The 21702-nt window shown below is 62.0% G+C and carries 17 protein-coding genes and 1 riboswitch; of the genes, 10 read left to right on the forward strand and 7 right to left on the reverse strand.

Annotated features, from left to right (window positions below; genetic code table 11):
* Window position 1 precedes the first annotated feature (1 nt).
* Window positions 2-1210 (forward strand): flagellar hook-associated protein FlgL, encoded by a 1209-nt coding sequence (gene flgL / locus AB5Y50_RS05445; protein ID WP_128342603.1) that lies wholly within the window; start codon window positions 2-4, stop codon window positions 1208-1210.
* Between the two features lie 177 nt (window positions 1211-1387).
* Window positions 1388-1557, forward strand: a riboswitch (M-box (ykoK) riboswitch).
* Window positions 1558-1680: 123 nt separating this feature from the next.
* A complete protein-coding gene (gene mgtE, locus AB5Y50_RS05450; protein WP_368162439.1) occupies window positions 1681-3024 on the forward strand; it encodes a magnesium transporter in 1344 nt (447 codons plus the stop codon).
* 59 nt (window positions 3025-3083) lie between these two features.
* On the opposite strand, the gene ppx is transcribed toward mgtE, so the two are convergent.
* From ppx to AB5Y50_RS05465, 3 genes are all read right to left on the reverse strand, one after another.
* Window positions 3084-4574: an exopolyphosphatase gene (gene ppx / locus AB5Y50_RS05455; protein WP_368162440.1), complete on the reverse strand. Its 1491-nt coding sequence runs from the start codon at window positions 4572-4574 to the stop codon at window positions 3084-3086.
* On the reverse strand, window positions 4564-6633 hold the full coding sequence (ppk1, locus tag AB5Y50_RS05460; RefSeq protein WP_128342601.1) for a polyphosphate kinase 1: 2070 nt from the start codon (window positions 6631-6633) through the stop codon (window positions 4564-4566). Before ppk1 ends, ppx begins: the two co-directional genes overlap by 11 nt.
* 76 nt (window positions 6634-6709) lie before the next feature.
* A complete protein-coding gene (locus AB5Y50_RS05465) occupies window positions 6710-7222 on the reverse strand; it encodes a glycine cleavage system protein R (protein ID WP_128342599.1) in 513 nt (170 codons plus the stop codon).
* Window positions 7223-7480: 258 nt separating this feature from the next.
* Between AB5Y50_RS05465 and AB5Y50_RS05470 the strand changes: the two genes are divergently transcribed.
* The 5 genes from AB5Y50_RS05470 to AB5Y50_RS05490 all read left to right on the forward strand — a co-directional run bounded on the left by AB5Y50_RS05470 (window position 7481) and on the right by AB5Y50_RS05490 (window position 13392).
* A complete protein-coding gene (locus tag AB5Y50_RS05470; RefSeq protein WP_368162441.1) occupies window positions 7481-8320 on the forward strand; it encodes a DUF2726 domain-containing protein in 840 nt (279 codons plus the stop codon).
* A 239-nt stretch (window positions 8321-8559) separates the two neighbouring features.
* Complete coding sequence (locus tag AB5Y50_RS05475) at window positions 8560-9978, forward strand: sigma-54 dependent transcriptional regulator (RefSeq protein WP_041201656.1); 1419 nt, start codon at window positions 8560-8562, stop codon at window positions 9976-9978.
* Window positions 9979-10083: 105 nt separating this feature from the next.
* Window positions 10084-11118: a PAS domain-containing sensor histidine kinase gene (locus AB5Y50_RS05480; protein WP_368162442.1), complete on the forward strand. Its 1035-nt coding sequence runs from the start codon at window positions 10084-10086 to the stop codon at window positions 11116-11118.
* A 70-nt stretch (window positions 11119-11188) separates the two neighbouring features.
* Window positions 11189-12523: a sigma-54 dependent transcriptional regulator gene (locus tag AB5Y50_RS05485; protein WP_041214874.1), complete on the forward strand. Its 1335-nt coding sequence runs from the start codon at window positions 11189-11191 to the stop codon at window positions 12521-12523.
* A 107-nt stretch (window positions 12524-12630) separates the two neighbouring features.
* Window positions 12631-13392, forward strand: coding sequence for a Nif3-like dinuclear metal center hexameric protein (locus tag AB5Y50_RS05490; RefSeq protein WP_113070040.1), 762 nt, complete (start codon window positions 12631-12633; stop codon window positions 13390-13392).
* A 114-nt stretch (window positions 13393-13506) separates the two neighbouring features.
* Here the strand turns inward: AB5Y50_RS05490 and purN are convergent, their stop codons facing one another.
* Together purN and purM are read right to left on the reverse strand one after the other, a co-directional pair.
* The gene (gene purN / locus AB5Y50_RS05495) at window positions 13507-14145 is read right to left on the reverse strand and encodes a phosphoribosylglycinamide formyltransferase (protein WP_042017578.1); all 639 of its coding nucleotides are present in this window, start codon (window positions 14143-14145) and stop codon (window positions 13507-13509) included.
* Between the two features lie 32 nt (window positions 14146-14177).
* Window positions 14178-15215: a phosphoribosylformylglycinamidine cyclo-ligase gene (purM, locus tag AB5Y50_RS05500; protein ID WP_010675274.1), complete on the reverse strand. Its 1038-nt coding sequence runs from the start codon at window positions 15213-15215 to the stop codon at window positions 14178-14180.
* Window positions 15216-15391: 176 nt separating this feature from the next.
* On the opposite strand from purM, the gene upp reads away from it, so the two are divergent.
* From upp to hda, 3 genes are all read left to right on the forward strand, one after another.
* Window positions 15392-16018: a uracil phosphoribosyltransferase gene (upp, locus tag AB5Y50_RS05505; protein WP_005302745.1), complete on the forward strand. Its 627-nt coding sequence runs from the start codon at window positions 15392-15394 to the stop codon at window positions 16016-16018.
* Window positions 16019-16159: 141 nt separating this feature from the next.
* Complete coding sequence (locus tag AB5Y50_RS05510) at window positions 16160-17188, forward strand: DUF2066 domain-containing protein (protein ID WP_143237759.1); 1029 nt, start codon at window positions 16160-16162, stop codon at window positions 17186-17188.
* 102 nt (window positions 17189-17290) lie between these two features.
* Window positions 17291-17992: a DnaA inactivator Hda gene (hda, locus tag AB5Y50_RS05515; RefSeq protein ID WP_010675272.1), complete on the forward strand. Its 702-nt coding sequence runs from the start codon at window positions 17291-17293 to the stop codon at window positions 17990-17992.
* A gap of 206 nt (window positions 17993-18198) precedes the next feature.
* Here hda and aceA read toward each other — a convergent pair whose 3' ends face one another.
* On the reverse strand, window positions 18199-19512 hold the full coding sequence (gene aceA, locus AB5Y50_RS05520) for an isocitrate lyase (protein ID WP_041214877.1): 1314 nt from the start codon (window positions 19510-19512) through the stop codon (window positions 18199-18201).
* A 69-nt stretch (window positions 19513-19581) separates the two neighbouring features.
* Window positions 19582-21189 (reverse strand): malate synthase A, encoded by a 1608-nt coding sequence (aceB, locus tag AB5Y50_RS05525; RefSeq protein ID WP_124813014.1) that lies wholly within the window; start codon window positions 21187-21189, stop codon window positions 19582-19584.
* Between the last annotated feature and the right edge of the window lie 513 nt (window positions 21190-21702).

Here is a 21702-nt window from a genome sequence, read left to right on the forward strand (position 1 = left end):
CATGCGCATCACCACCAACATGATCTATGACCGCAACCTTGCCTCCATGAGCAAGGTGAGCGAGCGCCAGAACACCGCCTACAACCAGTTGATGACGGGGGATAAATTCTCTCGCTCCGGGGAGGACCCGGCCGGCATGAGCCAGAAGATGGCGCTGACCAAGGAGATCGATCTCTTCAAGCAGTACGGCGTCAACGGCAGCCTGCTGGAGAACAGCCTGGGCCACGAGGAGACGGTGCTGACCTCCCTCAACAACGCCATGCTCAGTGCCCAGACCCTGATCCAGAAGGCGAACAACTCCGCCATGGGCTCCGAGGAGCGCAGCGCCATCGCGAGCGAGCTGGAGGGGCTGCAAAAGCAGATGTTCGACCTGATGAACAGCAAGAACTCCCAGGGGGAGTACATCTTCGGCGGCAATCAGAGCAAGACCCAGCCCTTCGTCAAGGATGCCAGTGGCAACTATGTGTTCCAGGGGGACACGGGGCAGCGCAACATCCAGGTCTCACCCACGGTGCAGATCCCGGCCAACGACTCCGGTTTCGATCTGTTCGAGATAGTGGCGACCCGGCGCACTGCCAGCGCCGCCAGTGGCAACATCCAGGTGTCGGTGGCGGATCAGGGGAACTTCGAGAGCTTCTATCGCAACAACTATGACTCTTCCCTGCCGAGCAACCAATATGCGGTCAGCACCCTGGCCGGGCCGCCGGACACCTACGAGATCCGTGACAGCGGTGGCACCCTGCTGCAAAGCGGCGACTATGTGGCGGGCAACAAGATCCCCTTCAACGGCCTGGCGCTCACCCTCGACCTCCCTGCGGGGTCGGCGACCCAGAACTTCGTGCTGGATACCCCGAAAAACGACAACATCCTCAATGGCATGTCCGATTTCATCTCCGCCATGCGCGATCCGACCCTGTCCGAGAGCGATTTCCAGCTGGCGGTCTCCGATGCCACCACCCACATGAGCAACGCCAGAACCAAGATAGACCGGGGACTGGGGGAGCTGGGGGGAAGGATGAACAGCCTGGAGCAGGTGATGAGCTCCAACGACGGACTCAGCACCCTGAACCAGCAGGCGCGGGCCAAGGTGTCCGAGGCGGACATGTACGAGGTGATCGCGGCCCTCTCCAAGGAGGATGCAGCCATGAGTGCCTCCCAGCTCGCCTTCAGCAAGATAAGCAAGCTGACCCTCTTCGACTATATCCGCTGACGTTCATCCGTTGACCGCAGGCTCCCCCGTGCCACGCACGGGGGAGCCTCGTTTCATGAAGGGCCCGCCGTCCGACCAATTTGTAACAACCCGTTGCCAGGGGCCCGTTTGCCTTGACTCGACCTGCGCCTGAGCAGATGATGCCGCCCGCACGGTAGCGCCGTGCAATCAATGTTCGCAGCATCTCGTTAGGCGAGGCTCCTGCATAAACACAGGCCACTGATCTCACGACGTCCAGAGACGCCCAAGATCAGGACAGTTTTCATCGGATTAAGGTGTCAACCCAAGTGGCTTCCGGCATGCCGGATACGTTATGCAGTGCTAAAGCTGGTACGTGGGGATGAAAACACGCCGGACGGCGTCATTTCCTGCCTGTTACTCGTCAATCAAATTGCTGTTTTCTTGCCGTTGCATCCGGCCAGGTGCCGGAGGCGTTCAGGTTCGCCTGAAATCACATGAGGACATCTGTGATGAAGAAAACACACACCCTGCTCAATCGTCATCAACTGCTCGACCCGGTCGCCCTGCGCAACTGGCTGGCGCACAACCTGGATCCGGTGGCCCGTGCCGATCAGCTTCTGACCCTGCGCCCGGAAGAGCTCAACTGCATCTTCGATACTCTCTCCATGCCGGAAGGGGCGTCCTTGCTTGCCTCCCTCCCGGCGGAGTGTGCCGGCCATCTACTGCTCAGGCTGCATGGCAGCATCGTGGGAATACTGCAGGGTACTCTGGCCCGTCGTGACCTGCTGGCCATCCTGCGCAGGCTCGACGAGCACGATCGCAAGACCCTGCTCGCGCGGCTGCCGGAGCCCGCCCGCAAAGCCTTCCAGTCCCTGCTGGCCTGGCCGAACGAGTCGGTGGGGGCCAACATGCGCCACGAATACCTGGCAGTGGAGGCCGATGCAACGGTGGAAAGCGCCAAGCAGCTGATCCACAGGGCCTGGGATCAGGCCAGGCTGTTCGGTCATCTCTATGTGGTTGACGGCGAGCAGCGCCTGCTTGGCAGCGTCTCCCTCAAGTCGCTGCTGATCGCCGATCCTCTGCTGCCGGTAGGGGAGCTGATGGAGGGGGAGGCGGTGCGCATCAACGCCCGGGCGGATCAGGAGCTGGCGGCCCGCCTGCTCATTGACCGCGACCTCTCGCTCCTGCCGGTGGAAGATCAGGGGCGTCTGGTGGGGGTCTTCCACGTGGACGATGCCGCCGACATCCTGGAGCTGGAGTCCACCGAGGATGCGGAGCTGCAAGGGGGCTCCTCGCCACTCGACACTCCCTATCTGCAGGCCACCCCCTGGCAGTTGTGGCGCAAGCGGGTGGGCTGGTTGCTGATCCTGTTCGTGGCGGAAGCCTACACAGGCACCGTGCTGCGGGCCTTTGAAGAGCAGCTGGAGGCAGCCATCGCCCTGGCCTTCTTCATCCCGCTCCTCATCGGTACCGGTGGCAACAGCGGTACCCAGATCACCACCACCATAGTGCGTGCCATGGCGGTGGGGGAGGTGAGCCTGAAAAACCTCGGCACCGTGCTGAAAAAGGAGATCTCCACCGGTCTGCTCATCTCGGCCGCCATCGCGCTGGCGGCCTGGGTGCGGGCCTGGAGCCTGGGGGTGGGGCCCGAGATCGGCATGGTGGTGACCTTGACCATCGTCGCCATCGTGCTCTGGAGTGCCACCGTCGCCTCGGTGATCCCCATGGTGCTGCGTCGCTTTCGCATCGACCCGGCGGTGGTCTCCGCCCCCTTCATCGCCACCCTGGTGGACGGTACCGGCCTCATCATCTACTTCGAGATAGCCAAGCTGATCCTGCCGGATCTGCAGTAGGAAAAGACAAGAGACAAAAAAAGGCAGCCATCGGCTGCCTTTTTGCACAGAGGGGCGGATCACCGGAGCTGGAACAGCAAGGGCCAGCCCTGCTCGTGGCAGTAGCGGTGCTCCTTTTCCAGGTTCTGCATCAGCAATTTGTTCTCGTCGCACCAGTCCAGGGGCAGGGTGACCACCAGCTGATCCCCGGCGGCCTGCACGTTCCACTCGGGCAGCAGGTTGTCCTGACGCCTGTGGTGGGCCGCCACCGCGAGGCGCAGGATGCGGATGCAGCGCAGCACCGTCTGCTCGTCGTGGTTGGGCAGGGCGGGCAGCTCGGAGAGCTTGAGCCCCTTGCGATGAAAGCGCACCAGGGCCGCCAGCAGGGCCTGATCGTCCTGGTTGAAGCCGGGCAGGTCGGTGTTTTGCAAGATGTAGGCGGAGTGTTTGTGGATGCCGCTGTAGTTGATGGCAAGGCCGATTTCGTGCAGCCGCGCCGCCCAGCCGAGGATAGCGCGATAGGGCTCTTCCGGCATCTCCCAGGGGCCGCTCAGGGCGTCGAACAGGGAGAGGACGCTGCGCTCCACCCGGGTGGCCTGGCGCTTGTCGATGCGATAGTGGGTGCTGAGGGCAAGCGCGGTGCGTTCGCGAATGTCGTGATGCTGCAGGCGCTCCTCGAACTCGTAGAGCAACCCTTCGCGCAGGGCGCCGTCGGAGTACTCCATCCGTTCGATGGGCAGGGAGGTGAAGAGCCCGAGCAGGATGGCCACCGCGGCGGCGAACACTCCCTGACGCTCCTCGGTGAGGCCCGCCAGCTTGAGCTGGTCGACCCGCTTGTGCTTGAGCATCTCTTCTTTCAGCCGCTCGAGTCCCGCCAGGGTGATGGCACCATCGGTCCACTCTTCCCCCTGCAACACGTCGCGCACGGTGCGGATGGAGCCCGAGCTGCCGAGGCAGCTCTGCCAGCCCAGCTTGCGGTACTGGTTGATGATGGGGGCGAGCTGATGCTGGGCTTCCAACACGGCGGCGTTGAAGGCCTTCTCGCCGAGCTTGCCGTTGCCAAAGAAGCTCTGGGTGAAGCTGACGCAGCCCATCTTGCGGCTGGTGAGCGCCTTGTGCTCAAACCCTTCGCCAATGATGAGCTCGGTGCTGCCGCCGCCGATGTCCACCACCAGCACCTGGCCCTCGATGTGCTGGGTATGGGCGACCCCCTGATAGATGAGGCGGGCCTCTTCCTGGCCGCTGATGATCTCGATGGGGTGGTTGAGCACCTTGGCCGCCTCGCGCACGAAGTCGCGGGCGTTGCTGGCGCGGCGCAACGTGTAGGTGCCGGCGATGCGGATCTGATCCGGCTTGATGTTGGTGAGCCGCTCGGCGAACAGGGCGAGGCAGTCCAGCCCGCGCGCCATGGCCTCCTGGGACATGCGGCGCTGCTCATCCATCCCTTCGGCGAGGCGCACTCGCTCCTTGATGCGATCGATGATCTGCATCCGCCCCTCGGTGAGGCGGGCAATGACCATGTGGAAGCTGTTCGAGCCCAGATCGACAGCGGCGTACAGACTATTGTCCATGGTTTGACTCTATGCGTTTGAGGTAGTCGTAAATCGCCACCTGGGAACGGACCTTGCGGCGGTTGCCCCGCTTCACGTACTCGTTCTTCTGGTCGGCATCGATCACCCGCGCCTTGCAGGTATCACTCAGTTGTAGCTCGAGAATGTCGAGGATGCGCTGCTTGAGCCGCTCGTCATAGATGGGGGTGCCCACCTCGATGCGACCGTCGATGTTGCGGCTCATCCAGTCGGCACTGGAGATATAGAGCTGGGGATTGCCCTTGTTGTGGAACACCATCACCCGCGGATGTTCGAGGAAACGGTCGATGATGCTGATGACCCGGATGTTGTCGCTCAGACCCGGCACCCCCGGGCGCAGGGCGCACATGCCCCGGATGATCATCTGGATGGGCACCCCGGCCTGGCCGGCGGCATAGAGCCGGTTGATGAGGTCTCTGTCCACCAGGTTGTTGATCTTGAGGGTGATACCGCTGGGTTGCCCCGCCTTGGCGTTGGTCAGCTCGTTATCGATGAGGCGATAGAGCTGGCGGCGGCTGTTGATGGGGGAGACCAGCAGGTGGTTGAACTTGTAGCGCCGGTACGGGTACTCGATGTACTCGAACACGCTCTCCACCTCGGCGGTGATGTCCGGATGGCGGGTCAGCAGGGAGAAGTCTGTGTAGATCTTGGCGGTCTTCTCGTTGAAGTTGCCGGTCCCGATATGGGCGTAGCGCACCGCCTCGCCGTTCTCGTGGCGGGTGATGAGGCAGAGCTTGGAGTGGATCTTAAGGCTGGGCACCCCGAACACCACCTTGACGCCTGCGTCGGTCAGGATGTTGGCCCAGTCGATGTTGGCTGCCTCGTCGAAGCGGGCGCGCAGCTCCACCACCACGGTCACCTTCTTGCCGTTGTTGGCGGCGTCGATGAGGGAGTGGATGATCCGCGACTTCTTGGCCACCCGGTAGATGTTGATGCGAATGGCGCTGACCGCCGGGTCGAAGGCCGCCTGGCGCACCAGCTCGGTGAAGTGGTGGAACTTGTGGTACGGGTAGTAGAGCAGGATGTCCTGCTTGGCGATGGCGTCGAAGGCGTTGACGAGGCCGTCAAAGTCGCGGCAATCGAGGGCCGGCAGCTTGGGGTTTTCCAGATAATCCCGGCCCACATTGGGGAAGCCGATGAAATCCTTGAAGTTGTGATAGCGCCCACCGGGCATGATGGCGTCGTAGGAGCTGATCTGCAGCTTGAGCTTCAAGAAGCTTATCATGGCCGCCGGCATCTCCCGCTCGTAGACGAAGCGCACCGGCATGGCGGTGAGGCGCTGTTTCAAGCCGTCACTCATCTTGTCCACCAGGCTGAGGTCCAGCTGGTCGGAGAGGTCATATTCGGCATCCCGGGTCAGCTTGACCGCGTAGGCGGCAATCTCGTCGTAGTCGAAGAAGCCCTTGAAGATCTCGTCCAGACAGAAGCGGATAACGTTGTCCAGGATGATGATCTGCTTCTTGCGACGGGTGCCCTCCGGCGGTAGCTGGAAGAAGCGGGGCAGATCGTCGGTGGGCACTTCCACCAGGGCGTACTGGATCACCTGGCCGTTCTTCTTCATCTCGATGGCGAGATAGGTGTGCTCGTCTTTCAGGAACTTGACCGGGTTGACCTCCTTGTTGAGGAGGATGGGGATGATGTGGCGCAGCACCTTTTCCCGGAAGAAGATCCGCAGCCACTGCTGGATGGACTCGGAGAGCTGGCTTTCGTTCACCAGGAAGATGTTGTGGCGGGCCAGCGCGATCAGCAGCTCCTTGTAGGTGTTGTCGAACGCCTCGCCGAGCGCCATCACCTTCTGCTGGATGGCGCGCAGCAGCACCTTGGCCTCGTCGTCGCCGCCGTGGACTTCGTTGATGAGGATGCGGCGCTTGACGTCCGACACCCGTACCTTGAAGAACTCGTCCTGATTGGAGGAGAAAATCCCGAGGAAGCGGACCCGCTCGATGAGGGGTACCGTCTTGTCCATCGCCTCTTGCAACACCCGTTCATTGAATGAGAGCCAGCTAAGCTCTTTCTCTTCATACTGCTTGTCGGTGCTCATCTGGTGCCTCTTTGCTCTGGTTGCGTCTGCGCGGAAGTTATGGCGTCAAACCATGACAAATTTATGACAGGCGACACTATTCGCTCAGATCCTGATCGATGTCGACGACGAGGTCGTCGGAGAGGGACTCCAGGGCCGTGACGAGATCGTCCAGTTCGAGCTGCGGCGGCAGGGCCACCAGGGCGTGAGCATAGAAGAGGGGGGCGCCTGAGTGGGGCGCAGGTTCGCAACCTGTGGTGAGGTCGGCGACGTTGATGTTGAGCTGGCGCAGGATGCTGGCCACTTCGTGGACGATGCCCGGTCTGTCGTTGCCGGTGACGCTCAGCATCACCTGATGGGCCGGTTGCGGGCTGAGCTGCCCTTCGGCGAAGCTCACGGTGAGGCCAGGCAGCACCACCAGGGCCTCGCACAGGCTGCGGTAATGCTCGTCAGGCACGGCGACGTGCAAAATGCCGGCAAATTGCCCCGCCAGCTCGCTCATGGAGCTGGCCAGCCAGTTGCCCTGCTGCCGGGTGATGGTATCGGCCAGGCTCTCGACGATCCCGGGTTTGTCTGCGCCGATCACGGTGACGACCAATTGCTTTTGCATCCTGCTCTCCTTGAATGGGGCTGCGTGGGGTCCGTTGACGCCTGGCGGTGACGGGGAGTGCGCCAGAACGTCCATGGGCTCTAGCATTGTGCCTGCTGTGACAGGCCATATGAAGCCCGCCTTGCGCAAATTCAGTGAAAAAACGTGAATGCCGGGACGGGCTTGATTTCTGCGCTGCCTGAGTCGCTTTCCCCGTGGTAGAGTGTGCCCCTTCCTCTGGTGTGAACTGAATTTGTCTTGTAAACGGGATGTGCGTGTATGAATAGCCTTGTCGTATCGGGAGCCGTGTTGCTGGGGTTGCTCCTGCTGGTGATCGTCTGGCGCAGGGAGAAAGTGGGCAAGGCCGAGCCCTATGATCTGCAGGAAACCTTGATGAGCCCAGCGGAGCGCACCTTCTTCGGGGTGCTGGATCAGGCGGTGGGGGACAAGGCCCGTGTCTTTGCCAAGGTACGAGCCTCCTATGTATTGACGCCCGAGGCGTACCTTGGCAAGCGCAAGCGCCAGCAGGCGCTCGGCAAGATAGGGGAGAAGCACTTCGATTTTCTGCTCTGCCACCCGGCGGATCTCTCTTTCCTGTGTGCCGTGGAGCTGGATGACGAGGGGCACCGCCACCAGAAGCGCAAGTCGCGGGATCTCTTCCTGAAGGCGGCCTGCGATGGCGCCGGCCTGCCGCTGTTGCAGATCCCGGCCAGCAGCCACTACCAGGTCGACGAGTTGCGGGAGCAACTGCTGCCCCTGCTGGCGAGAACGACGGCGCCGGTGGATGACCTGCTGCCCGGCGAGCGCCGCGAACCGACCTTCAGCCCGCTGCTGTTCGATGGTGTCGATCTGGGCACGTCACACCCGGGGGCTGCCAGGGAGCCCCAGGTGCCGCCCCCCCAGGCCGAAGAGGCAATGCCCGCGTTGATGGAGGAGAATCCCTTCCTCGATCCGGATGAGGAGGAGCCCCGGGAGACGATCCCTCATTGCCCCCGCTGTGCCGCGCCCCTGGTGGCACGGGAAGCACGAAAGGGTCCCCATGCCGGTCGCCTGTTCCTCGCCTGCAGCCGGTTTCCCGAGTGCCGCTATGCCGCTCCCCAGGAGAACGTGAAACACTGATCCCTCCTCTGACGCCGCACCCTGTCGGCGTCATTCTTTCCCCTTCGCTGGTTTTCATCCGATACTCAATCTGGCTGGAAGCGTGATCCCCGTCCCGCCAGGGTCCGGGAGGATGCGACAAGTTTTGACAATCCGCCATAATTTTGGCACTTTGTCCCCCTTATGACACAGTGCGAAATTGGTTTTAATAAGCACTTAAAAAACAATAATTTGGCGTCAGGTGTGAAAATATGGATAGGATGGCTATGGGTGTGCTGCTTGTTGATGCCGATGATGTGCGGCGCCAGCAACTGGGGACTGTGCTCTCCTTCATGGGGATCCCCTGGCAGGAGGTGGTTGAGAGCGATCTCGATGTGGCCATCGAGACTGCCGGGCCCTTGCAGGGGATTCTGGCCGGGGAACTGCGCGAGCGCGCCCTGAGTGAGCTGCTTGCCGCCCATCCTCGTCTGCCCTTCCTCTCCCTGATGCCGGCGAGCCATGGTTGCAGCAACTTCATCGGGGTGGCCGAGGCGCCCTTTACCTATGAGTCCCTCACCCGTCATCTGCACTTCTGCCAGGCCTTCATCTCCCTGCATCCCCGTCATCAGACCCACGACAAGGGTCAGACCCTGCTGCGCCTGCTGGTGGGCAAGGGGAGGGGCATCCAGGAGGTGCGCCGTCTTATCGGCCAGGTGGCCGAGACCGACGCCAACGTACTGATCCTCGGTGAGTCCGGAACCGGCAAGGAGGTGGTGGCTCGCGCCATCCACGAGCTGTCCGCCCGAAGCGCGGGCCCCTTCGTGCCCATCAACTGCGGCGCCATTCCGGCGGAGCTGCTCGAGAGCGAGCTGTTCGGTCACGAGAAGGGGGCCTTCACCGGTGCCATTGCCGCCCGGCGCGGCCGCTTCGAACTGGCCCAGGGGGGCACCCTCTTCCTCGACGAAATCGGCGACATGCCGCTGCCGATGCAGGTCAAGTTGCTGCGGGTGCTGCAGGAGCGCCAGTTCGACCGGGTCGGGGGCGGCAAGGCCGTCCAGGCCGATGTGCGGGTGATCGCGGCGACCCACCGGGATCTGGAAGCCATGATCCGCACCCAGGCGTTTCGCGAAGATCTCTACTACCGCCTCAATGTGTTTCCCATCGAGACCCCCCCCCTGCGGGATCGGGCCGACGACATCCCGCTGCTGCTGCAGGAGCTGCTCAATCGCCATGCCGAACAGCACAAGGGGATCATCCGTCTGACCCAGCGCGCCATGGAGTCCCTGATGCAGTACGCCTGGCCCGGCAACGTGCGCGAGCTGTCCAACCTCATCGAGCGCCTGCTCATCCTCTATCCGAACCAGATCGTCGATGTGGCGGATCTGCCCGGCCGCTATCGCCTGCTGCCCTGCGAGCCACGAGATGAGCGGCTCACCGAGATGGACGAGCGGGACGCCCTGGCTGCCGTGTTCCAGTCCCCACCAGAGCTGGATCCCGGCATCGCCATACCCCTGCCCATGCAGTTGCCCCAGGAAGGGGTCAACCTCAAGGAGATGCTGGCCGACCTCGAGGTGGAGCTGATCCGCCAGGCCCTGGAGTCCCAGGACGGGGTGGTGGCCCGCGCCGCCGACCTGCTCAGCATGCGCCGCACCACCCTGGTGGAGAAGATGAAGAAGTACGGCATGAGCAAGGACAATTGAGGTCAATGCTTTGACGCATTGATCCAATACATTGATAAATAACGCCTATTTTGCTGGCATGGAAATTGAATAAGCTGACTCAATCGCCAGTTTGAGGTCAGCTTTATGACAATCTTGCAGCAGGATGCCCCCCTCCAGTCACATGAAGTGAGTCAGCTTTACGCCATCTTCACGGCGCTGCCGACCGGCGTGCTGCTGCTCGATGGCGAGGGGCTGATCACCCGCGCAAACCCTGCCGCCCTGGCGCTGCTGGGAGAGCCACTGGAAGGCCTTTCCTGGCGCCAGATCATCGTCCGCTGCTTCGAACCCCGTGAGGATGACGGTCACGAGATCTCCTTGCGCGACGGCCGCCGGGTCCAGCTGTCGACTCAGCCGCTGCCGGATCAGCCGGGCCAACTGGTGTTCATTACCGACTTGACCGAGACCCGCCAGTTGCAGGACAGGGTCAACCACATGAAGCGTCTCTCCGCCCTTGGCAATATGGCGGCTTCTCTGGCGCACCAGATCCGCACCCCGCTCTCCTCCGCCATGCTCTATGCGGCCAACCTGGCCAACCGCACCCTCAAGCCTGAATCCCGCAGCCAGTTCCAGCAAAAATTGATGGCGCGCCTGCAGGATCTCGAGAAGCAGATCAACGACATCCTGCTGTTTGCCCGCAATGGCGACAACCAGGTGGTGGCGCCCCTCTCGGTGCAGGGCTTGCTGGCGGAAGTGCAGGCGGGGGCCGAAGCCTTCTGCCAGCAGCAGGGCTGCGCCTTGCATCTGGAGGCCCCTGAGCCCGATCTCTGTCTGCTTGCCAACAGCAGTGCCCTGGCGGGGGCCATCAACAACCTCATCGCCAATGCCCGGCAGGCCGGCGCCGATTCGCTCCTGGTGAGCGCTGTGCGCAGCGGCAACCGGGTGGAGATGCGGGTCATCGACAACGGTAAGGGGATGGCCCCCTCCCTGCTCAACCAGATCTTCGAACCCTTCTTTACCACCCGATCCCAGGGGACGGGCCTCGGTCTTGCGGTGGTGCAGTCGGTGGTACGAGCCCATCAGGGGGAGGTGAGCGTGGCCTCGGTCCCTGGCGAGGGCACCTGTTTTACCCTGTCCTTCCCCCTGCATCAGCAACAGGTTCAGTTGGGGGGCGTGGCATGAGCCACGCAAAAGCCGGAGCGCCGGTGAAGATGATTCTCGACAAGGCCATGTTGGTTGTAGGAGGTGTGGCATGACCCAGGCTCGCATTCTGGTGGTGGAAGATGACAACGGCCTGCGCGAGGCGCTGGTGGATACCCTGCTGCTCGGTGGCTATGAGTGCCGCGAGGTGGACAGCGGCGAGCGGGCCCTGCTTGCCCTGTCCCGTCAGCGCTTTGACATGGTGATCTCCGACATCCAGATGGGGGGCATGGATGGTCTGACCCTGCTCGCCAACATTCGCCAGCAATATCCCCAGGTGCCGGTGCTCCTGATGACTGCCTACGCCAACATCGACGGGGCGGTGCGCGCCATGCGCGAGGGGGCGATCGACTATCTGGCCAAGCCCTTCTCCCCCGAGGTGCTGCTCAACCAGGTCAGCCGTTATGTGCCGGCCCAGAAGGTGGAGAAGCGTGCCGTGGTGTACGGGGACCCCAGGACTGCGGAGCTGTTCCAGCTGGCGACCCGGGTGGCGAGAAGCGAAGCCACCGTCATGGTGACCGGCCCGAGCGGGACAGGCAAGGAGGTGCTGGCTCGCTACATTCACGACCACTCCAGCCGGGCAGAGCAGGCCTTCGTCGCCATCAACTGCGCCGCCATTCCGGAGAACATGCTGGAAGCGACCCTGTTTGGCTACGAGAAGGGCGCCTTCACCGGTGCGGTGCAGGGGTGCCCTGGCAAGTTCGAGCAGGCTCAGGGAGGAACCCTGCTGCTCGACGAGATCACCGAGATGGATCTGGGGTTGCAGGCCAAGCTGCTGCGGGTCTTGCAGGAGAAAGAGGTGGAGCGGCTCGGCAGCCGCAAGATGATCCCCCTCGATGTGCGGGTCATTGCCACCAGCAACCGGGATCTGAAAAAAGCGGTGCAGGACGGGTTGTTCCGCGAGGATCTCTACTATCGCCTCAACGTCTTCCCCCTGCGCTGGACGGCGCTCTGGGAGCGCCCGGGGGACATTCTTCCCCTGGCGGAGCATCTGCTGGCGCTGCATGCCAGCCAGATGGGGCTGCCGACGCCGCAGCTTGCAGAGGGCGCCCGAGAGCGTCTGATGGCTCACCCCTGGCCCGGCAACGTGCGCGAGCTCGACAACGTGGTGCAGCGTGCCCTGATCCTCTGCCCAGACGGCCTCATCGACTGTGAGCACCTGATCCTGGAAGAGACGGACGAGACCCTGGTGCGCCCGCTCGAGCGGCTGTCAGGGGAGGGGCTTGGCGGCGAACTCAAGCAGCAGGAGCACCAGATCATTCTGGACACCCTGCAGGAGTGCAACGGCAGTCGCAAAGCGGTGGCCGACAAGCTCGGCATCAGCCCGCGCACCCTGCGCTACAAGCTGGCCCAGATGCGTGACGCCGGCATCGAGCTGCCCGCCTAGGCCTGACAGGCGCATGGCCTTGCCGGTCCGGCTCGATTATCATGGGCCCTGACGATCGGAATCCGGCTCCCCGCACAGTGCGTGGGGAGCCCAGCTAGGAGACCCCCATGATCTCTCATCGTAAACTGGAAAGCCTGCTCAACCACCTGCTCGAACCCCATGCCATCAAGGATTACTGCCCCAACGGCCTGCAGGTGGAGGGGCGCGAGCGCATTCGCAAGGTGGTGACCGGCGTCACCGCCAGCCAGGCCCTCATCGATGCCGCCGTGGCCGCCGGGGCCGATGCCATCCTAGTTCATCACGGCTACTTCTGGAGCGGCGAGCCGGCCCAGATCACCGGCATGAAACAGCGCCGCATCAAGACTCTGCTGACCCACGACATCAACCTGTTTGCCTATCACCTGCCGCTGGACGTGCACCCGGAGGTGGGCAACAACGCCCAGCTTGCCAGGCTGCTTGGCATCAAGGTGCGTCGCGGCCTCGAACCCTGGAACAGCAAGAGCGTCGCCATGGTGGGCAAGCTGGAGGAGCCCATGAGCGGCAGCGATTTTGCCAAGCTGATTGCCGAGCGTCTCGGTCGCGAGCCGCTTCATTGTGGTGACAGTGGTCCCGAGCTCATCCGCTCCGTGGCCTGGTGCACCGGCGGTGGTCAGAGCTACATCAGCCAGGCGGCGGAGCAGGGCATCGATGCCTTCATCTCCGGCGAAGCCTCCGAGCAGACCATCCACACCGCCCGCGAGATGGGCATGCACTTCTACGCCGCAGGCCACCACGCCACCGAACGTTACGGCGTCAAGGCGCTGGGAGAGTGGCTCGCCACCGTGCACGGGTTGGAGGTCACCTTTATCGATATCGACAATCCGGTGTAGGGCCGATTAGCCGCGCAGCGGCGTCATCGGATGTGATGACAGGCATTGCGCTGGTCGATGGAAATGACAAGGGAGGCCTGAGCCTCCCTTGTTGTGTCTTACTGCTGCTAGCGGTTACTCGCTGGCATAGCCTGCCAGGCCAAGCTGCTTGCCATCGAGGAAGGCAGACCCTTCTCGCATCTGCAAGCGCCCTTCACAGAACCACTGCACCACCAGGGGGTAGATGCTGTGCTCCTGCACCTGGACCCGGGCGGCGACCTCGTCGGCACTGTCCCCTTCGAAGATGGGGACCCGTGCCTGGAGGATCACCGGGCCGCCGTCGAGCTCTTCGGTGACGAAGTGGACGCTGGCGCCGTGCTCGTCATCACCGGCCTCGATGGCGCGCTGGTGGGTGTGCAGACCCTGGTATTTCGGCAGCAACGAGGGGTGGATGTTGATCATCCTCCCCGCGAAGTGGCGCACGAGGTCGGCGCTCAGGATCCGCATAAAGCCGGCCAGCACAACCAGATCCGGTTGATAATCCGCCATCAGGGCCAGCAGGGCGGCATCATACTCCTCCCGGCTGGCGAACTGCTGCTGGGCCAGGATGGCGGTTGCCACCCCGGCTTCCCTGGCACGCACCAGGCCATAGGCATCAGCCTTGTTGCTGATGACGCCGACCACCTGACCGGCAATCTTGCCGCCGGCACAGCCATCGAGGATGGCCTGCAGGTTGCTGCCGCTGCCTGAGATGAGGACGAGGATGCGTTTCATAGGGGAGGTCATCTGGCCGTTGATCCGATCATTCATTGAATGATGACCTGCTCCTCACCATCGGCCGCCTTGGCGATGTGGCCGATGTGCCAGGCGTTCTCGCCTTCGGCCTTGAGCAGGGCCAGTGCCTTGTCCAGCTGATCCGCCGGCAGGGCGATGATCATGCCGACGCCGCAGTTGAAGGTGCGATACATCTCGTGGCGGGTGACGTTGCCTGCCTGTTGCAGCCAGCTGAACACCGCCGGCCACTGCCAGCTCTGCTCGTCGATGACCGCCTGGGTGTTGGCGGGCAGCACGCGCGGGATGTTCTCCCAGAAGCCGCCGCCGGTGATGTGGGACAGGGCGTGGATCTCGCACTCCTTGATGAGCTTGAGCACGGGCTTCACGTAGATGCGGGTCGGCTCCAGCAGGGCGTTGGCCAGGGTGGTGTCACCCAGCGGCTGCTGCACGTCGGCCTTGGAGACTTCCAGGATCTTGCGAATGAGGGAGAAGCCGTTGGAGTGGGGACCGCTGGCGGCCAGGGCGATCAGGGCATCCCCTTCGCCAACTTTGCTACCGTCGATGATCTCGCTCTTTTCCACCACGCCGACGCAGAAACCGGCGATGTCGTAATCTTCCCCTTCATACATGCCAGGCATTTCGGCAGTTTCACCGCCGACCAGGGCACAGCCGGACTGTTCGCAGCCGGCGCCGATGCCGGTGACCACGGCAGCGGCAGTGTCCACGTCCAGTTTGCCGGTGGCATAGTAGTCGAGGAAGAAGAGGGGCTCGGCGCCCTGCACGATGAGGTCATTGACGCACATGGCGACCAAGTCGATCCCCACGGTGTCGTGCTTCTTCAGGTCGATGGCCAGACGCAGCTTGGTGCCCACCCCGTCGGTACCGGAGACCAGTACCGGTTCCTTGTAGCCAGCAGGGATTTGACACAGGGCCCCAAAGCCGCCAAGACCACCAAGGACTTCAGGACGACGAGTGCGTTTTGACACGCCCTTGATACGTTCAACCAGTGCATTGCCGGCATCGATATCTACGCCAGCATCCTTGTAGCTCAGTGAGGTTTTGTCAGTCACGCGTATTCCCCGTCATATAAAGAAGTGGAGGGTAAAATTCGGGGCGTATTCTACCAGCGGGCACGAAAAACCAGAAAGAAAATCGTTTGCGCGTTTTTGAATCGAAAAGCTCTACAAGCAGTGGCTTTTGTTGTATGATTCCGCGATTTTTTTGGCGCCGGTTAGAGGAGATAATAATGAAAGTCGTTGAAGTCAAACACCCCCTGGTCAAGCACAAGATCGGCCTGATGCGCGAAGGCGACATCAGCACCAAGCGTTTCCGTGAACTGGCCAAGGAGGTGGGCAGTTTGTTGACCTACGAAGCGACCTCTGACTTCGAAACCGAAAAAGTGACCATCGATGGCTGGAACGGCCCTGTGGAAGTAGACCAGATCAAGGGCAAGAAGGTCACCGTCGTGCCTATCCTGCGCGCCGGTCTTGGCATGATGGATGGCGTGCTGGAGCACATGCCGAGCGCCCGCGTCAGCGTGGTCGGTATCTATCGCGATGAAGAGACCCTGCAGCCTGTCCCCTACTTCGAGAAGATCGTCAGCAACATCGAAGAGCGTCTGGCCCTGGTCATCGACCCCATGCTGGCCACCGGCGGCTCCATGATCGCCACCATCGATCTGCTCAAGAAGAAAGGTTGCCAGTCCATCAAGGTGCTGGTGCTGGTTGCAGCGCCGGAAGGCATCAAGGCGCTGGAAGCCGCTCACCCGGACGTGGAGCTGTTCTGTGCCTCCATCGACCAGGGGCTGAACGAGAAGGGCTATATCGTCCCGGGCTTGGGTGATGCCGGCGACAAGATCTTCGGCACCAAGTAAGCATCACCCCATCGCCGCGCCCAAGGCGCGCAAACGGAGCCGGCACCCTGCCGGCTCCGCTGTTTCTCCCCCCCTTTGCTTGCTGCCATGCGCGCCTTGCCGCTACCATAAGCACCATCCCCCATTTCGAGAATCTTCTTTATGCTGAAACGCTTAGCGACTCTCCTCTGCTGCTGTCTGCCTCTCGTGGTATCGGCCGCCCAGGTAACCGACCTCTATCAGGGCAAGGCTCCCACCAGTGGCGACATGACGGCCGCCCAGTCCCAGGCGCTGGGGGATGTGCTCGTCAAGGTGACGGGCAAGCGCGATATCCTCACCCAGCCGGATGTGGTGAAGGCCCTGGCGGCGCCGGCGGATTACGTGCAGCAATACAGCTATCAGGACATCGGCTCGGTCAAGTTTCTCAAGGTGGATTTCAATGTGGCCAAGGTTAACGCCCTGGTCGGCCAGAGCAAGTTTGCCCTGCTTGGCCCGGTGCGGCCGCAGGTCGCCATCTGGCTGGTGGTCGACGAAGGCGAGCGGCGCATTCTGCCGGATCAGTCCGGCGATGGCTGGTCCGAGGCGCTGCGTGCCCAGACCCAGGCCATGGGGCTGCCGGTCAGTCTCCCGCTGATGGATTTGGATGACAACATGGCGGTCAATGCGACCGATGTCTGGGGCCGCTTTGCTGATCCCGTGCTCAAGGCGAGCCAGCGTTACGGCGCCGAAATGGTGGTGCTCGGCAAACTGAGCCCGGAGGGGGAGGCCTGGAGCATCGACTGGGGTCTTTATGGGTCCAAGCCGGGGGCGCAGGCAGGAGAGCTGACCGAGCTGACCAAGGGCTCGGGTTCAGGTACCCAGGCCGAGGTGGCAAAGGGCTTTGCCGATGCCCTGGCCGGTTGGCTGGTGCAGCAGTACGGTACCCGTCTCTCCGGTGTCGCCTCCAGCCAGACCCTGGTGGTGGAGGGGCTGTCCGATATCGATGGCATGATCCAGATCCAGAAGCTGCTGCAGGGGATGGCCAGTGTCACCAAGGTGGCTATTGGCAAGCTGGAAGGGGACAAGGTGACCTTCAACCTCTCGCTGCAGGGGGACAAGGCCGAGCTGGTGAGGGGGTTGCAACTGGAGAGCCGCCTGCATCAGGTGGAAGACAACGAGAGCGGCCTGCGCTATCAATGGTCGCAGCCCTGATCCCGGGGAAGGATCCTGACCGCCCGGCATGGTCCGGGCGGTTCTCTATCTGCCCCGCTGGTGATACACTTGCCCGCAAATATCACAGTCAAAGCCCAACGAGTGAAGCAACCGGCCCAACTGTCTTTAGCCGTACAACTACCGGATGATGAAACCTTCGTCAGTTTTTATCCCGGCAACAACGCCCATCTGATCACCGCCCTCAAGAATGCGGCCATCGGTCAGGGCTCGCCCTTCCTCTATTTCTGGGGAGCCAAGGGGTCGGGCCGCTCCCATCTGCTCCATGCCACCTGCGCCGAGGTCAACGCCCGCGACGCGGCGGCGGCCTATCTCTCCCTCGATCAATTCGAACAGCTTGACCCCAGCATGCTCGATGCCTTGGAGAGCCTGCCCCTGGTCTGTCTCGACAGCCTGGAGGCGATCGCCGGCAACGCCCTGTGGGAGCGGGCCCTGTTCGACTTCTACAATCGCTGGAAGGAGAAGGGGGAGGGGACGCTAATCGTTACCGGCTGCAGCGCGCCACGCAAGCTGGGGCTGCAACTGCCGGATCTCGCGTCCCGTCTCGACTGGGGAGTGAGCTTCCACCTCGACGAGCTGGACGACGAGGGCAAACTCAGCGCCCTGCAACTGCGCGCCGAGCTGCGGGGTTTCAAGCTGCCCATCGACGTGGGCCGTTTCCTGCTCAACCGCCTCTCCCGCGACATGCGCACCCTGCTTGCCACCCTCAATCGTCTCGACAACGCCTCCTTCCGTGCCAAGCGCAAGCTGACCATTCCCTTTGTCAAAGAGATCCTCGAGCTCTGAAAACCTATCCCATTAGGCTATCTTATTCGCCATTTTGAACCTGGGCAGTGCTCGAAATCTTCACGTACTACAGTACGCTCCGGTTTCTGCGCGCTGTCCGTGTTCAAACTGCCTTCAACGATTACGCCTACTGGGATAGGTTCTAAGCCCCATAACGACAAACCCCGGGACTTGGCCGGGGTTTGTTTGCGAGCATTACACAGCTATCAGTGGAACTGATCTTCTTCGGTCGAGCCGGTCAGGGCGGTCACCGAGGACTGGCCGCCCTGAATGACGGTGGTCACCTTGTCGAAGTAACCGGTACCCACTTCCTGCTGGTGTGCCACGAAGGTGTAGCCCCGCTCGGCAGCGGCAAATTCCGGCTGCTGCACCATCTCGACATAGTGCTTCATTCCCTCGCCACGGGCGTACTGGTAGGCCAGCTCGTACATGTGGAACCACATGTTGTGGATACCCGCCAGGGTGATGAACTGGTACTTGTAGCCCATGTCGGAGAGCTCTTGCTGGAAGCGGGCGATGGTGGCATCGTCCAGGTTCTTCTTCCAGTTGAAGCTCGGGGAGCAGTTGTAGGCCAGGATCTTGTCCGGGTACTGGGCCTTGATGGCCTCGGCAAATTTGCGCGCCTCGTCCAGATCGGGCTTGGCGGTCTCGCACCACACCATGTCGGCGTAAGGGGCGTAGGCCAGGCCGCGGGAGATGGCCTGCTCGATGCCGGCCTGCACCTTGTAGAAGCCCTCGCTGGTGCGCTCACCGGTCAGGAAGCCGGCATCGTAGGGGTCGGCATCCGTGGTCAGCAGATCTGCCGCGTTGGCGTCGGTACGGGCGATCACCAGGGTGGTGGTGCCGCAGACGTCGGCTGCCAGACGGGCTGCGATGAGCTTTTGCACCGCTTCCTGGCTCGGGACCAGTACCTTGCCGCCCATGTGGCCGCACTTTTTCACGGACGCGAGCTGATCTTCGAAGTGCACGCCGGCGGCGCCCGCTTCAATCATCCCCTTCATCAGCTCGAAGGCGTTCAGCACGCCGCCGAAACCGGCTTCCGCATCCGCCACGATGGGCAGGAAGTAGTCGATGAAGCCCTTGTCCTCTGGTCCAACTTTGTTGGCCCACTGGATCTGGTCTGCCCGGGCGAAGGAGTTGTTGATGCGCTCTACCACGGAGGGGACGGAGTTGGCCGGGTAGAGGGACTGATCCGGGTACATGGTGGAGGAGAGGTTGTTGTCCGCCGCCACCTGCCAGCCGGAGAGATAGATGGCTTCGATGCCGGCCTTGGCCTGCTGCACCGCCTGGCCGCCGGTCAGGGCGCCGAGGCAGTTTACATAGCCTTTCTTGGCGCCGCCGTGGATCAGCTCCCACAGTTTGTCGGCGCCGCGTTGGGCCAGAGTGTGTGCCGGCTGCAGGCTGCCACGCAGGTTCACCACGTCCTCGGCGCTGTAGCCGCGCTTGATCCCTTTCCAGCGGGGGTTTTCTGCCCAGTCTTTCTCGATAGCCTGGATCTGTTGCTCACGGGTCAGTGCCATATCAGTTCCCTCTTTCATTGATTTCACGTTTCCATTGACTTGTTATGGGGGCCGTTACCGGCCCGGGTCTCACAGCCGCTCGTAGCCGGGCAGCGTCAGAAAATCGATGAGTGTGTCGGCGCAGGTGATCTCGTCCATCAGGGCGCTTGCCTCGGCGAAACGGCCAGATTGCCAGCGGGCCTCGCCCACTTCGCCTCTGACCACCTCCTGCTCCTCGGCCAGCATCTGGCGGAACAGCGCCTTGGTCACTGCCTGACCGTTGGAGAGGGTCTTGCCGTGGCGGATCCACTGCCAGATGGAGGTGCGGGAGATCTCGGCGGTGGCGGCATCTTCCATCAGTCCGTAGATGGGCACGCAGCCATTGCCGTTGATCCAGGCTTCCAGGTATTGCAGGGCGACGCGGATATTGGTGCGCATGCCCGCCTCGGTGCGATCACCCTCACAGGGGGCCAGCAGGTCGGCGGCCGTGATGGGGGCATCCTGCTCGCGCAGCACGCCGATCTGGTTCTGGGCACCCGCCGGAATGGTGGCGTTGAACACCGCCATGGCGGTATCGGCCAGACCGGGGTGGGCGACCCAGGTGCCATCGTGGCCGTTGTCGGCCTCGCGCTGCTTGTCCGCGTGCACCTTGGCAAACACCTGTTCGTTGACTGCCGCGTCCTTGGCCGGAATAAAGGCGGCCATGCCCCCCATCGCCAGCGCGCCGCGTTTGTGGCAGGTCTTGATAAGGAGTCGCGAGTAGGCAGAGAGGAACGGCTTGTCCATGGTCACCACCTGACGATCCGGCAGGACGCGATCGGAGTGGTTCTTCAAGGTCTTGATATAGCTGAAGATGTAATCCCAGCGGCCGCAGTTGAGGGCGACGATGTGATCCTTCATCTGATAGAGCAGCTCGTCCATCTCGAATACCGCCGGCAGGGTTTCGATGAGCACGGTGGCCTTGATGGTACCGCGGGGCAGACCAAACCTGTCTTCGGTCCAGGCGAACACCTCGCTCCACCAGCGCCCTTCCAGATGGCTCTGCAGCTTGGGTACGTAGAAGTAGGGACCGGAGCCCTTGGCCAGCAACGCCTTGTGGTTGTGCAGGAAATAGAGGGCGAAGTCGAACAGGCCGCCGGGAATGGGGGCACCATCAAAGGTGACGTGCTTCTCCGGCAGATGCAGACCGCGCACCCGGCAGATGAGCACGGCCGGGTTGGGATTCAGGGTATAGGCCTTCCCCTCCGGGCTCTGGTAGGCAATGGTGCCGTTGACCGCATCGCGCAGGTTGATCTGGCCCTCGATCACCTTGTTCCAGGCCGGGGCCAGGGAGTCCTCGAAGTCGGCCATGAAGACCTTGACGTTGGCGTTGAGGGCATTGATCACCATTTTGCGCTCGACCGGGCCGGTGATCTCCACACGGCGGTCCTGCAGATCGGCGGGAATGCCGCGCACCGTCCAGTCACCATCGCGAATATGGGCGGTCTCTGGCAGGAAGTCCGGCAACTCGCCGCCATCGATACGGGCCTGGCGTGCGACTCGCTGCTTCAGCAGCTCGTTGCGTTGGGGAGCGAAACGTTCCACCAGTTCGGACACCAGGGCCACCGCATCCGGCGTCAGGATCTGCGCGTAATCGGGAAGCATCTCGCCTTGAATGCGCAGGCGGGTGCTGCTGATGGTCTGGGCCGGTGCCGACATAGTGGGTACTCCTCCAAAAGTTACATTTTGAATTTATTAACTACGACTAACGTCTATATCCCTTTCTTTCAAACTCCCCGTAACAGCGGGGCAACACGATTCATAAGGTGCAAAAGAATGGCGGATTCGTCAACTTGATTTTTAAAACGGGTGTTTTTTGATGATAGTTAAGATGCTGTTTTAAATGGATTTATGTGATTAGTGTAAAAGCTCTTTGCAGATGGTTATGCTCTTGGGTCGCCGGGGCGGCAGGGGGGAGGATTTCGGTAGAGGGGATGGGTTAAAAATGTAACTAATTACGTAATAAAATTACAAATGCAAAAACAAATCCCGACATTACTCCAAGCTTTGCAAAAACAGCTGTATGAAATGCCTTCGTTCAATCCAGACTGCATGGGGGCTATGAAGTAACCGGGTAGTGAACTGGCGTTTAAAACTAAAATGTCAAATTGAGTCAAAATGGCGAAGGCGAACAGGAGAGAGGGAAATGACGAGCAATAACGTAGGTTTGTA

The organism is Aeromonas sp. s6 (assembly GCF_040907815.1).
Classification (GTDB): Bacteria; Pseudomonadota; Gammaproteobacteria; order Enterobacterales; family Aeromonadaceae; genus Aeromonas; species Aeromonas caviae.

What these genes read in the sequence shown, in the direction of transcription:
- flgL (WP_128342603.1), top strand. Translation starts at nt 2, where the DNA reads ATGCGCATCACCACCAACATGATCTATGACCGCAACCTTGCCTCCATG.
- mgtE (WP_368162439.1), top strand. Translation starts at nt 1,681, where the DNA reads ATGAAGAAAACACACACCCTGCTCAATCGTCATCAACTGCTCGACCCG.
- ppx (WP_368162440.1), bottom strand. Translation starts at nt 4,574, where the DNA reads ATGGACAATAGTCTGTACGCCGCTGTCGATCTGGGCTCGAACAGCTTC.
- ppk1 (WP_128342601.1), bottom strand. Translation starts at nt 6,633, where the DNA reads ATGAGCACCGACAAGCAGTATGAAGAGAAAGAGCTTAGCTGGCTCTCA.
- AB5Y50_RS05465 (WP_128342599.1), bottom strand. Translation starts at nt 7,222, where the DNA reads ATGCAAAAGCAATTGGTCGTCACCGTGATCGGCGCAGACAAACCCGGG.
- AB5Y50_RS05470 (WP_368162441.1), top strand. Translation starts at nt 7,481, where the DNA reads ATGAATAGCCTTGTCGTATCGGGAGCCGTGTTGCTGGGGTTGCTCCTG.
- AB5Y50_RS05475 (WP_041201656.1), top strand. Translation starts at nt 8,560, where the DNA reads ATGGCTATGGGTGTGCTGCTTGTTGATGCCGATGATGTGCGGCGCCAG.
- AB5Y50_RS05480 (WP_368162442.1), top strand. Translation starts at nt 10,084, where the DNA reads ATGACAATCTTGCAGCAGGATGCCCCCCTCCAGTCACATGAAGTGAGT.
- AB5Y50_RS05485 (WP_041214874.1), top strand. Translation starts at nt 11,189, where the DNA reads ATGACCCAGGCTCGCATTCTGGTGGTGGAAGATGACAACGGCCTGCGC.
- AB5Y50_RS05490 (WP_113070040.1), top strand. Translation starts at nt 12,631, where the DNA reads ATGATCTCTCATCGTAAACTGGAAAGCCTGCTCAACCACCTGCTCGAA.
- purN (WP_042017578.1), bottom strand. Translation starts at nt 14,145, where the DNA reads ATGAAACGCATCCTCGTCCTCATCTCAGGCAGCGGCAGCAACCTGCAG.
- upp (WP_005302745.1), top strand. Translation starts at nt 15,392, where the DNA reads ATGAAAGTCGTTGAAGTCAAACACCCCCTGGTCAAGCACAAGATCGGC.
- AB5Y50_RS05510 (WP_143237759.1), top strand. Translation starts at nt 16,160, where the DNA reads ATGCTGAAACGCTTAGCGACTCTCCTCTGCTGCTGTCTGCCTCTCGTG.
- aceA (WP_041214877.1), bottom strand. Translation starts at nt 19,512, where the DNA reads ATGGCACTGACCCGTGAGCAACAGATCCAGGCTATCGAGAAAGACTGG.
- aceB (WP_124813014.1), bottom strand. Translation starts at nt 21,189, where the DNA reads ATGTCGGCACCGGCCCAGACCATCAGCAGCACCCGCCTGCGCATTCAA.